Annotated in this window: 10 protein-coding genes; 5 read left to right on the top strand and 5 right to left on the bottom strand. The window is 71.6% G+C overall.

Going from position 1 to position 11,291, the window contains the following annotated elements:
• Positions 1-151: 151 nt before the first annotated feature.
• A complete protein-coding gene (locus FRW57_RS10350; protein WP_162308206.1) occupies positions 152-1,660 on the bottom strand; it encodes a substrate-binding domain-containing protein in 1,509 nt (502 codons plus the stop codon).
• A gap of 338 nt (positions 1,661-1,998) precedes the next feature.
• Between FRW57_RS10350 and FRW57_RS10355 the strand changes: the two genes are divergently transcribed.
• Positions 1,999-2,823, top strand: a complete 825-nt coding sequence (locus FRW57_RS10355) for a CoA transferase subunit A (protein ID WP_137122192.1) — start codon at positions 1,999-2,001, stop codon at positions 2,821-2,823.
• Between the two features lie 2 nt (positions 2,824-2,825).
• Positions 2,826-3,464: a CoA transferase subunit B gene (locus tag FRW57_RS10360; protein ID WP_152185952.1), complete on the top strand. Its 639-nt coding sequence runs from the start codon at positions 2,826-2,828 to the stop codon at positions 3,462-3,464.
• A gap of 313 nt (positions 3,465-3,777) precedes the next feature.
• Here the strand turns inward: FRW57_RS10360 and FRW57_RS10365 are convergent, their stop codons facing one another.
• Genes FRW57_RS10365 through FRW57_RS10375 form a run of 3 tightly spaced genes read right to left on the bottom strand, consistent with a single transcriptional unit; the run spans position 3,778 to position 7,735 of the window.
• Entirely contained in the window at positions 3,778-4,692 is a 915-nt protein-coding gene (locus FRW57_RS10365) for a glycosyltransferase (RefSeq protein ID WP_152185953.1), read from the bottom strand.
• Between the two features lie 53 nt (positions 4,693-4,745).
• Positions 4,746-5,576: a CDP-alcohol phosphatidyltransferase family protein gene (locus FRW57_RS10370; RefSeq protein WP_152185954.1), complete on the bottom strand. Its 831-nt coding sequence runs from the start codon at positions 5,574-5,576 to the stop codon at positions 4,746-4,748.
• Positions 5,573-7,735 (bottom strand): DUF5941 domain-containing protein, encoded by a 2,163-nt coding sequence (locus FRW57_RS10375; RefSeq protein ID WP_137122188.1) that lies wholly within the window; start codon positions 7,733-7,735, stop codon positions 5,573-5,575. The genes FRW57_RS10370 and FRW57_RS10375 overlap by 4 nt, the downstream gene beginning before the upstream one ends.
• Positions 7,736-7,960: 225 nt before the next feature.
• Here FRW57_RS10375 and FRW57_RS10380 point away from each other — a divergent pair, with 225 nt between their 5' ends.
• Positions 7,961-8,869: an ABC transporter permease gene (locus FRW57_RS10380; protein WP_137122187.1), complete on the top strand. Its 909-nt coding sequence runs from the start codon at positions 7,961-7,963 to the stop codon at positions 8,867-8,869.
• A complete protein-coding gene (locus FRW57_RS10385; protein ID WP_137122186.1) occupies positions 8,856-9,869 on the top strand; it encodes an ABC transporter ATP-binding protein in 1,014 nt (337 codons plus the stop codon). Before FRW57_RS10380 ends, FRW57_RS10385 begins: the two co-directional genes overlap by 14 nt.
• Positions 9,870-9,893: 24 nt before the next feature.
• Here the strand turns inward: FRW57_RS10385 and FRW57_RS10390 are convergent, their stop codons facing one another.
• Complete coding sequence (locus FRW57_RS10390; protein ID WP_137122185.1) at positions 9,894-10,841, bottom strand: glycosyltransferase family 2 protein; 948 nt, start codon at positions 10,839-10,841, stop codon at positions 9,894-9,896.
• Between the two features lie 184 nt (positions 10,842-11,025).
• On the opposite strand from FRW57_RS10390, the gene FRW57_RS24020 reads away from it, so the two are divergent.
• Positions 11,026-11,291, top strand: a 266-nt coding sequence (locus tag FRW57_RS24020; RefSeq protein WP_203230291.1) for a hypothetical protein, incomplete at its 3' end; no start/stop codon positions are given.

Raw genomic sequence — 11,291 nt, forward strand, 5'->3', positions numbered from 1 at the left:
CGGTGGTGCTGGTGCGCTCCCCCGATCCCGCGTTGATGCCGGACCGGCTCGCCGCGGAGGGCGTCACGCTCGACCTGGTCGGCTGACCGGCTCGCCCGGCCGCTGCGACCCTGGTGGTCGGCGGCGGCTCGCGGGCTCGTGGGAGCAGCCGTCACGAGCAGTTCGGGCGACACTGCCGTTGCAGGAGCGCCTCGACGAACACCGTCCGGATGTCGCGCGGGTCCTTGGCCACGAACGCCTCACCCTGGGTCCATCCGGCGATCTTCGACAGGGCCCTGGTGTCGGCTGTCGGCCCCATGGCCACCGTGATCACGACCACCGGGCGATGCGGATCCGCCACCTGGCGCAACCGCTGGTGCAACGCGCCGAGGGTGAGCCCGCCGGAAGGGTCGTCGTTCCAGCCGTCGGTGAGGATCACCACGGAGTTGACCCGGTGCGGGTCGTAGCCGTGCTGCACCGAACGGTAGGCGGCGAGCACGGTGTCGTAGAGCGCCGTGTCGCCCGTGGTGTCGGCCGGCAGCCCGCGAGCCGCGGCCAGGATGACGTCGCGATGGGTCTTCCCGGACCGGACCGCGTCGAGCCGCTCGATGGGCGACAGCTCCCTCCAGTCCTGGCCGCCCGGCCCGCGATGCGTGGAGAACTCCCACAGTCCGACCTGCGAACTCGGAGGGAAGACCTGCATGGCCTCCGCCGCCGAACCGGCGGCCAGCTGGATCCGGGTCCGGTCACCCGCGCTGTGGTCCATCGAGCCGGAGACATCGATCACCGCGAGCATGCGCATGTCGGTCCGCACGCTGTCCCAGGCCGCGAGCACCCCGGTCGCTGCGGCGGCGGTCGGGTGGGCGCGAACCTTCGGTGAGGCGGGGACGCCGGCCAGCCCAGGACCCGAGGAGTCCGGGCCAACACGGAAACCCGCCACCTGCAGGGCCTTCGTGCCCTCGCTCGAGGTGAGCGCCTGGCGCAGCCGGGATCCGGCGGCCTCGACCGCCGGAGATCGTCCGGGCAGCTGGACGAACGGGTAGTCGAACGACGCGGTCCCCTCCGCGGGCACGACCGCCCGCATCCGGGCACCGGGGTGCGCCGCAAGATGGCTCGCCACAGCCTGCTCGCTCGTCGGGAAGACCACGGCCAGCTTCGTGCCGCTCGCCGCGAAGAGCTGCCCGTCGCTCGGCGCGCTGGTGCGCGACAGCCGGATCATCGCGGCGCCGAGAGCCTTCTGGGCCGCTGCCCCGTCACCGACGACCGACCGGGCCGTCAGCAGGGCCAGCATCCCTGACGTGTCGCGCCCCGGGTCGCCGACGCGGACCGGCACGGACGCGGACAGCAGAGATCCCCAGGCCACATTGCCGTCGCCGGCCAACCGGTCGGCCAGGCCGCCGGGGACCGCGAGCACCAGCGGGCTGTACGCCACGTCGCCATCGGAGGTGAGCGGCGCCGTCGAGGTTCCTGCCTCGGCGTTCGCCCGGTCCACCCACAGCGACGAGTCAGGGATCCACACGTCGGGTGCGGCGGCGTCGTCCTCACTCACCTGGAGGAGCACCGTGGCCGGGTCCGGCGTGCTCACCTGGTAGTCGGCGCACGCGCCGTCCAGGGCAGCGGCGCCCTGGTCCACCAGCTCCCGGACGACCCGGGCCATCGCTTCGGTCGTCGCGACGCGCACGGTGGTCGGGGACGAGCAGGACGTCGTCGCTCCGGAAGGTCGAGAGGTCCCCCCGGTGGTCGCCGTGATTCTCGCCGGGTCAGCACCGCCGGGGGCGCCAGCGGTCCCGACCCCGGACTGACGGTCGCCACCGAGCACGGTCACGCCCGTCACGGCCAGGGCGGCCACGACCACCAACGCCAGAACGACCCCAAGTGCCCGTATGCGCCCCCGCGGTCTCTCATGGGATCCGTGTCGTCCTGTCATGGACCGCTCTTTTCGCCGGCGCGGGCAGCGCTGCCACTCGCACGACCTCGGGGACCACGTCCCGCCGAACATCACGACGATAGAGTCCCGCCATGGACAAAGTGGTCAGTTCTGCCAGAGAGGCCGTCGAGGGGATCGTCGACGGCTCGTCCCTGGCGGTGGGAGGGTTCGGGTTGTGTGGCATTCCGAGCGTGCTCATCGCCGAGATCCACGACCTGGGGGTGAAGGATCTCGAGGCCATCTCCAACAACTGTGGGGTGGACGACTGGGGGCTGGGGGTGCTGCTGAAGGCCAAGCGGATCAGCCGGATGGTGGCGTCCTACGTCGGGGAGAACAAGGAGTTCGAACGGCAGTACCTGCACGGTGAGCTGGAGCTGGAGCTGACACCGCAGGGCACGCTGGCCGAGAAGCTGCGCGCCGGAGGCGCCGGCATCCCGGCCTTCTACACGGTCACCGGCGCCGGGACCCAGGTCGCTGAGGGCGGGCTGCCCTGGCGCTACTCCCCTGACGGCGCGGTCGCGGTCGCGTCGCCGAAGAAGGAGACCAAGACGTTCACCGTCGACGGCGAGGACAAGCAGTTCGTGCTGGAGCGGGCCATCGCGGCCGACTTCGGCCTGGTCCGCGCGTGGAAGGGCGACCGGCACGGCAACCTCGTCTTCCGGCAGAGCGCGCGCAACTTCAACCCGCTCGCGGCGATGTCCGGCAGGGTCACGATCGCCGAGGTCGAGCAGCTGGTCGAGCCCGGAGAGCTGGACGCCGACGCGGTCCACCTGCCGGGCATCTACGTCCAGCGCGTGCTGCCGCTGACCCCCGAGCAGGCCGCCGAGAAGCGGATCGAGCGCCGCACCGTCCGTCCCCGAGGCACCGAAGCCGCCCCCGCGGGCGCCGGCGCCGGGTCCGAGAGCAAGGAGGCCTGAACATGGCACTGACCCGTCAGGAGATGGCCGCCCGCGCGGCCCGCGAGCTGTCCGACGGCGCCTACGTCAACCTCGGCATCGGCCTGCCGACCCTGGTGCCCAACTACGTGCCCGACGACGTCGAGATCGTGCTCCAGTCGGAGAACGGCATCCTCGGCGTCGGCGCCTACCCGATCGAGGGCGAGGAGGACCCCGACCTGATCAACGCCGGCAAGGAGACGGTCACCCTGCGCAAGGGCGCGTCCTTCTTCGACTCGGCCACCAGCTTCGGCATGATCCGTGGCGGCAAGGTCGACGCCGCGATCCTCGGTGCCATGCAGGTCTCGGCCGCCGGTGACATCGCCAACTGGATGATTCCCGGCAAGATGGTCAAGGGCATGGGCGGGGCGATGGACCTGGTGCACGGCGCCAAGAAGGTCATCGTGCTGATGGAGCACACCGCCAAGGACGGCTCCTACAAGATCGTGAACGACTGCTCGCTGCCCTACACCGGGCGCGGAGTCGTGCAGCGGATCATCACCGACCTCGCCGTCATCGACGTCACCGAGTCCGGGCTGGTGCTGCGCGAGCTCGCCGAGGGCGTCAGCGAGGACGAGGTGCGCGACAAGACCGAGCCCGAGCTCACCGTCGAACTGCTCTGACTCCCGAGCCTCCATTATTGGCAAGGCATCGGCGCAGGATCGCAACCCGCGCTGGCACTACCCGACCGGAACACCACGACACGCCGGTATGGCGGCAGGTCACCACACCAGTGCCAGCGCGACTTGCGATCACGTCACGTCGGCACGCCGCTCACTGGCTCTTTGCGCCAGCGCAACCAGACACCGCGTCCAGCGCGACCAGACACCGAGTCGCCATGGCCGGCCCGGCGTCAAGCCATGCTGGCAAAGGTCGGCCAAACCGGCGGTATGGCGCCCGCGAGCCCAGGTTTGCCAGCGTGGCTCGACGGCCCGGTCAGGTGCGCAGGGCCCCGGGGCTCCCGAGGGACTCCCGGGCAGCCTCGACGATCGACCGGCGGGCCAGGCCCCGCCCGTCACTCGGCCGGCCCCCGTGCAGCACGGCCTCGGCAAAGGCCTCCCCGTCCAGAGCGCTGAGCTCCACTCCGACGGGCCGTGCCGCGGTGTCGCTGGCGACGACCCGGGTTCCTGCCGCGAGTGCCTCCCGCACGATGAGCGCGTCGCCGTCCCACCAGGTCGGGCGCAGGAAGACGGCCGAGCGAGCCAGCGCGTCAGCCACCTCGTGCGGGGAGAGGTTGAACGACCAGCGCACCCAGGGCAGCTCCTCCACCCGGCGGCGCAGCGTCGCCAGCCGTGGGGTCTCGTCGCCGTAGGCCAGCATCCACAGCCGAAGTTCGGGCCGCGACTGACGAGCCAGCGCCACCGCCTCGAGGGCGACCTCCGCCCCGTAGTGCTCCTGCCCCGAGTTGGTGGCGACCGTGATCAGGTCGGGCTCGCGTGGCCCGACTCCATCGTCCGGAGGCAGCGCCACGAAGGGCGACACCACCCGCACCCGCTCCCGCAGGCCGGCCGGCAGCAGGCCGCCGATCTCGTCGTTCACCGCCCAGAGCTCGTCATAGGCGTGCAACGCGACCCGCAGCAGCCGGCCGCGCCATCTCCCCGCCGTCTCGACCTGGCGTCGGGTCGACCCGGAGTGCAGGACCAGGACGGTGCGCCCGGGCAGCATCCCGAAGAGCGGGCCGAGGACGATCGCGCGCCAGAGCCGGGTGATGTGGAACAGGTGCAGGCTGCTGCGCCCCCAGATCCGCGGCAGCATCCGCACGGCGTCGCGCGCCGATGCGGTGTTGACGCGGCTGACCGGGACGCCGTCGTCCGCCAGCGCCGCGCTGAGGTCCTCGACGCAACGCCTCACGCCCCCGACCGGACCCGGCACCTGCGCCCACTGGAAGAGCCTCCCGCCCACGGTCAGTCCAACCGTGAGCTGGTCAGGACCGCGAGCAGGTGCCCGAGCGCGGTGATGAAGGCCAGCGGCACGAGCACGAGGAGCAGCACGTGGGTGCCGCCGAGGTCGCCCCGCACGGCGTCGACGATCCCTGCCACGAGGAGCAGCAGCGAGAACTCGACGGCGACGAAGGCGCGGAAGATCGGCAGGTAGCCGAGCAGGCGACGCACCCGGGCCAGCCCACTCACCTTGGAGCGAGCAGTCGCGGCCACGTCGTCCAGCATCGGCCGGCCGGTCTTGGCCCGGGAGACGTGGACCAGGTCGGTGAACGTCTTGTTGAGCAGCACCACCACGGCCACGACCAGGCCGAGCACGGTCCAGCCCCCGACCTCGAGGGGGTGTGCGAGGTCGTAGCCGTCGGCCCTCAGGCCAAGAGCGATCGGCAGGCTGCCCTCGGTCAGGTAGTGCCCGACGCGGTCGAGGTAGATCCCGGCGGGCGAGAAGCGCTGCCGCCACCGGGCCACCTCCCCGTCACTGCAGTCGAGCAGGATCTGCAGCTGCATCGCGACGACGACCAGCACCGGGCCAACCACTCCCGGCAGGAGCGCGAGGTAGGCCCCGACCAGCCCGACCACGATCATCAGCCAGGTCACGCCGTTGGCGCTGAGGTGCGTCGGGAGCAACCAGCGGGTCACCCGGATGCTCAGGTGGCGCAGGTAGAGCGTCCCGGCCCAGTGCTCTGCGTTGTAGCGGGCCATGTGGGCCACCGGTTGCCCCACCGACCGCAACAGCTCCAGCGAGGGGTGGTCGTCGTCCGGGTCGTGCGTGGGTCGGTCCGTGGAAGCGGACGTCACGGTGTCCCTGCCATCGCCGCCTCGGTCACCGCTCGCTGCCGGGCCGCCGCGCGTCGCCAGCCCAGCACGGAGTCGACAGCGTAGACGACGGCGAGGACGGCCGCCCCGATCCACAGCACGAGCGACAGCAGCTCCGGCGCGAGGAAGGCGACCAACAGCAGCCCGACGACCCGGCCGTCGACACCGAGGGTGGCCAAAGCCACCCAGCCGGCACCACCCTCTCCGGTCTCACGCAGGCGGTAGACGACGTCGTAACGGTGGTAGGCCACCACGGCGAGCCAGAGGTAGGCCGCTCCGCGTGCCCCCTCCGGCACGACCGCGACGGTCACCGAGCCCACGACCAGCGCCTCGGCGAGCCAGAGGACCGACGGCAGCTGCCAGCCCAGCGGGTCGCTCACCGGGGGCCGCGCCGCCGCCCCGAGGACCACCATGACCGGAATTCCCACGACCAGGGCGATGAGGACCTGGTGCTGCGTCGCGGCGACGATCACGGCGACGTAGAGGGCCGCCGCCGCGGCGAGCCCACCGACCACCGGCATGCTCGAGATCCGACCCACGACGCGTGCCAGCGGACCGAGGTCCATCTGGTGGTCGAGGTCGCTCCAGCGCCCGGTGCCGGGCAGCAGGTCGTCGGTGATGCCGTCCCTGCCCCAGACGGCCTTGACGGTGCGCCCACCCTGGGTCCACACCAACGCGATGGCCATCGCGGCGATCACGGCCCACAGCACGACGAGCGGCCGGAACGTCAACAGGCCCAAGGAGATCAACAGGTAGCGCTCTGCGATCGGGAAGTGGATGACCTTCTTGACGGCGTGGACCGTCGCGTCCCTGCGTGTCGGCGCGGAGGCGAACGCCGTCGTCGCGCCCTCCGATCCCCCGTCCCGCTCCTGCGTGAGGGGTATGACGTCCGGCCGGCTCGCGCGCAGCGGGCGCAGCCGGTCGACATACGCGTAGTCCTCGAGGTGGCGGAAGGTGACCAGGATCATCGCCGCTCCGGCCACGACCCAGCCAGGAGCACCGTGCCGCACGGCCACGAAGGCCAGGGCCGCGAACATCGCGTACTCCTTGACCCGGTCTCCGACCCCGTCGAGCCAGGCACCGAAGGCACTGAACCGGCGGGTGAACCGGGCGATCTCCCCGTCGACGCAGTCGACGACGAGCGCCACCTGCAGCAGGACCGCGGCGACGATCCACAGCCAGCGGTTGTCCGTGGTCACCAGTCCAGCAGCGAGCAGGCCGATCGTGAGGCTCGCGACGCTGACCAGGTTGGGGGTCCAGCCGCGGCCCAGCCCGAAGCGGGTCACCCGCCGCGACATCGGTCGGATGGCGCGGGTCGACAGGTATCCGTCACCGCCACGGGACGCGCCACGCAGCCGCTGCTCCCATGCGCTGCCCGGATGGCCCTGGGCGAAGGCGCCGGCTCGCCGCCACGTGAACGGGCCGAGCTCACGGTTGCGCAGCCGCAGTCCGCCCCGCACCAGAGCCAGCACGGCCAGGGCGAAGGTGTCGCGGGCCTCACCCGGGTCGACGCGGCCACCGGCCGACTGCCAGAGCTCGGCGGCACGCTCACGGTCCTGGGCGTCGATGCGGACGAGGCCGGTGAGGGCGTGGTCGGGTCCGGTCACCTCGTGCACGTCAGTGCCGAGCGACTCCAGGGCCGCGGCGTCTGCTCCGACCCTGACCGGTATGACGTGCGGCAACCCCTCGGTCACCGCTTCCGGCCGGATCGTCTGGGCCGCGGTGCCCGACCCGGGGCGGTCGAGCAGGTCGAGCAGTGCGGGCAGCTCGAGCTCGACGTCGCCACCGATGAGCACCAAGGGTCGACGCAGGTCGGCACGGGCAAGGCTGACCAGGTCCAGGACACCAGCCGCTCCGGGCTCCTCGATGGTGACCGGCTCGCGCAACGACAGGTCGGCGAGCGCCTGCCGCAGGACCGGTGTCAGGCCACCGCCCAGGACCACGACGTCGGCGCCGGCCGACCAGCCGTGCACCGCTCGTGCGTCCTCGTCACCGACGAGCACGACGTCGACGCCAGCCACCACACCGTCCTCCACACCCTTCGCCCGGCCCCCGGTGCCCGTGCCGCCGACGGTGTCCTTCGTGTGCAACGTGCTCACGAGGTCGCGTCCGCCGCGCCGTTCGGGGACCCGTTGCCGCACGTCCGCACCGTCCCGGTATCCACGGCGCCACGCTACCCGAGGGTGCCTCGCTTCCCTCGCATCCACGGGCTGGGGTGCGTCTCGCGTGTGGCGCCCCGGCACACCCGCCGGAGCGGTCGGCATACCGGATCGGCCAGCCTCCTGCGTTATGCTCACACGCGCCGTGGGACGACGCGGCGGCACGCCCCGTCACGGTGTGTCTTCACCCCATCGAGGAGCGCTGCATTGGCCGATCGTGCCGCGGGCAGGCCCGCGATCGGTGATCCGCCGCCGGTCCTCAGCTCCGAGGAGGCCGCCGAGCTCGCCCGGCGCCACGGGCTGCGTCAGGTGGGCATCCGCCCGACGCTGCGCCAGTACCTCGCCGACACGTGGCAGATGCGCCGGTTCCTGCTGACGCTCTCCTCCGCCGAGTCCTACGCCAAGAACCAGAACAACCACCTGGGCCAGTTGTGGGCGGTGCTCAATCCGCTGCTGCTCGTCGCGTCCTACTTCTTCATCTTCGGATTCCTGATCAACACTTCCAAGGGTGTGGACAACTACCTGGCCTTCCTGGCCATCGGCATCTTCCTGTTCGGGTCGACCGCGGCCAGCCTCACCAAGGGCTGCCGGGCGATCATCGGCAACCTCGGGCTGATCCGCGCGCTGCGCTTCCCACGGTGTGTGCTGCCCCTGTCGGTGTCGCTGACGGAGTTCATCAGCAACGTGCCCGCGTTCGGCGTGCTGTTGGTGCTCATGCTCGTGACGGGTGAGCCACCGAGTGTGGCCTGGCTGTTCTTCCCCGTCGCGCTGATCATCCACAGCCTGGTCAACACCGGGATGGTGCTGTTTGCGGCGCGCATGGTCAACGGGTCCCGCGACCTGGCCAACCTGGTCAACATGGTCGTCCGGCTGCTTCGCTACGTCTCCGGCGTCTTCTTCTCGATCGACCACTACACCCAGGGACACGAGGCCTTGGCGGCTGTGCTCAGCTACCAGCCCTTCGCGCTCGGACTCACCCTGCCCCGCGAGGCCCTGCTCAGTGAGACGGCGGTCCACCCGTTGAACTGGCTCGTCGGGCTGGCCTGGGCCATCCTGCTCCCCGTGGGCGGGATGATCTTCTTCTGGCGGGGGGAGTCGACCTATGGCCGAGGTTGACCGGCCGGTCGGCTCCACCGGGGAGCAGGAGCAGCGCGGGTCCGAGCAGGCCGTCCCTGCCGTGATCGTCTCGCACATCGACATCGTCTACCGGGTGTTCGGCGCCAAGCGCCGCGGCGTGGCCTCCTCCCAGGCCCAGTCGAGTGTGGTGCGCCGCGCGCTCAACCGCGGTCGCCCGGTTTCGGGCACGCGGGACGTCCGCGCGATCCAGGACGTGTCGTTCGTCGCGGACCACGGCGAGTCCATCGGCATCATCGGTCGCAACGGCTCCGGCAAGAGCACCCTGCTGCGTGGCGTCGCCGGCCTGCTGCCACCCACGAAGGGCGAGGTCTACCTCAACGGCACCGCCTCGCTGCTCGGCGTCAACGCCGTGCTGATGAGCTCGCTCACCGGCGAGCGCAACGTGATGATCGGCGGCCTGGCCCTCGGCCTCACGCCGGCCCAGGTGCGTGATCGGTATGACGAGATCGTCGAGTTCTCGGGGATCGGCGAGTTCATCAACCTGCCGATGTCCGCCTACTCCTCGGGCATGGGGGCACGGCTCCGGTTCGCCATCTCGACGGCAGCGGTGCCCGACGTGCTGATGGTCGACGAGGCCCTCGCCACCGGCGACGCGGACTTCCGGGCCCGCAGCCAGAAGCGGATCGAGCAGATCCGCGAACAGGCCGGGACGGTCTTCCTGGTGAGCCACTCCAACAAGACCATCACGCAGATGTGCGACCGCGCCCTGTGGCTCGAGCGCGGCCGGCTCGTGATGGACGGTCCGTCCGAGGAGGTCGTCGAGGCCTACCGCGAGCACTTCGCCTCCCGACGGCCCGGCGGCGCCCAGCCCGGCCGCGGCGGACAGATCGGTCGCCCCCGCAAGACCAAGGGTCACAAGGGTGGCAAGAGCGGAAAGGCGGGCAGGGGGGCCGAAGGCGGCCAGAAGCCTGCCGGCGAACGGGAGGCGGCAAACCAGCGGGAGCAGCTGCCCGAGTCCGCGATCCGCGAGTGGCCCTGACGTCCCCGACCGGGTAGGGGCGGGTCAGAAGGTCTCGGGCTTGAGCCTTCGCGGGCTGGTCAGGAAGCCCCAGCCCCAGCAGCCGTGCATGACGGCGAGCACCGGAGGCACCCGCACCCGAGTGGCGAGCGGTTCGCCCCGAGCGGCGAGCAGACCACCGACGGTGACTGACACGGCATACCCCGCGGGCAGCAGCCACAGGGGCCACCACACGAAACCTCCGACCGTGCCGCTGGCGACGAGCACCAGGGCGGTCGGCGGGGCCAGGTAGCGCAGGTTGATCGAGTCGGTGTGCAGCCGTGACACGACCCGGCGCCACCGGCCGTAGTCGCGGTACTGCCTGGCCAGGGTGCGCACGCTGGCGCGCGGCCGGTAGGTGACGGTGAGGTCGGGAGTGAACCAGATCAGGCCACCGGCGCGCCGGATCCGATAGTTCATCTCCCAGTCCTGGGCCCGGCTGAAGTGGGTGTTGTAGCCGCCGACGCGGCGCAGCCACTCCCGCCGGAAGACCCCCAGGTAGACGGTGTCGGCCTCGCCCGGCTGTCCGCCGATGTGGAACCTCGCGCCGCCCACGCCGATCCGGGAGGTCATCGCGACCGCGACAGCGCACTCGAACGGCGTCTCGCCGTGGGCCTGCATGATGCCGCCGACGTTGGCCGCCCCGGTCTCGTGCAGCAGGGCGATCGCCTTGGCGATGTAACCCGGGGAGAGGATGCCGTGCCCGTCCACCCGCACGACGATGTCGTGACGCGCCTCCGCGATGGCGGCGTTCAGGCCGTCCGGAGTGCGCCCGCTGGGGTTGTCGACCACGCGCACTCTCGGGTCGGCGGCCGCGAGGGAGGCCGCGACCTCGGGCGTCCGGTCGGTGCAGGGTCCAACAGCCAGGATCACCTCCATCTCGCCCGGGTGGTCCTGGGCAAGGATGGCGGCGACCGCATCGGCCAGGTGCTGCTCCTCGTCCAGGATCGGCATGACCACCGAGACGGCCGACTCCGGCGCGGGCGGTGGCGGTTCGGGCGGCAACGGTGGTCCTCGCGGAGGTGACGGTCGGGTCGCGGTCAGGCTACCGGTGCCGGGCCGGACCGACGCGCACGACACGGACCGTTCGGGGACCACGTGCACGGCTGGACCCAGACGACTCCTTTACCCTGTTGCGGTGCCTCAGGACTTCGAAGACGGCGTAGACCGCTCCCGCCAGATCCCGCAGGGCAACCGGCCGGGATCGCGCGCTCCCCGCTCGCAGGCTCCTGACCCGGCCGACGGCGACGTGATCCGGGTGGACACGAGGCGTTCCACCGCCCGCCCGATCCCGACGCGCAAGATCCGCACCGACCGGCCCTCACCAGCTCCCGGCGGCCCCGGCGGCCCGACCGGTCCGTCCGGCACCGGTGGTGGTGGCGGTCGGCCGCCGCCACCACCGGT

It is taken from the genome of Segeticoccus rhizosphaerae, assembly GCF_009192725.1.
Taxonomy (GTDB): domain Bacteria; phylum Actinomycetota; class Actinomycetes; order Actinomycetales; family Dermatophilaceae; genus Segeticoccus; species Segeticoccus rhizosphaerae.

Excerpts from the sequence above, each read along its gene's own strand:
- FRW57_RS10360 (WP_152185952.1), top strand. The coding sequence starts at position 2,826 with ATGGCACTGACCCGTCAGGAGATGGCCGCCCGCGCGGCCCGCGAGCTG.
- FRW57_RS10355 (WP_137122192.1), top strand. The coding sequence starts at position 1,999 with ATGGACAAAGTGGTCAGTTCTGCCAGAGAGGCCGTCGAGGGGATCGTC.
- FRW57_RS10390 (WP_137122185.1), bottom strand. The coding sequence starts at position 10,841 with ATGCCGATCCTGGACGAGGAGCAGCACCTGGCCGATGCGGTCGCCGCC.
- FRW57_RS10385 (WP_137122186.1), top strand. The coding sequence starts at position 8,856 with ATGGCCGAGGTTGACCGGCCGGTCGGCTCCACCGGGGAGCAGGAGCAG.